We start from the raw sequence: 309 nt of genomic DNA, 5'->3' as shown, positions 1-309 counted from the left end.
AGTTGAAGGAGCTGCGTAAAGAAAGTAGTTCTGAGAATAGAAGCCTACATGAAGTCATATCCTCTTTACAATCGGAGGTTTCAAGCTATAAGGAAGAGAATTGCGCTTTGCGCAAGGAGAATCGTATCCTTTCCGATCGTCTTTCAGTTGTAACTGATGAGCATTTTGGTAGCTCTAAGAGTCAAAAAGGTATTGATAAGAAGCCTGGTGTAAAAGGTCGTAATGACGATAAAGGCGGTTTTGACGGTACGGCTGGTTCTCTTAGTTCTGATCCTGTGGATTCCCCTGTTTTAGATGAGGATAATAAAT

The 309-nt window shown here is 41.1% G+C and carries 1 pseudogene; it reads left to right on the top strand.

Annotated features, from left to right (window positions below):
* Positions 1 to 309: pseudogene (locus D0T87_RS05960) on the top strand (hypothetical protein); the annotation flags it as partial.

Origin of the sequence: Bacteroides sp. 51, assembly GCF_010500965.1 — a bacterium.
Taxonomy (GTDB): Bacteria; Bacteroidota; Bacteroidia; order Bacteroidales; family Bacteroidaceae; genus Bacteroides.
This window is presented reverse-complemented; position numbering and strand designations above follow the sequence as displayed.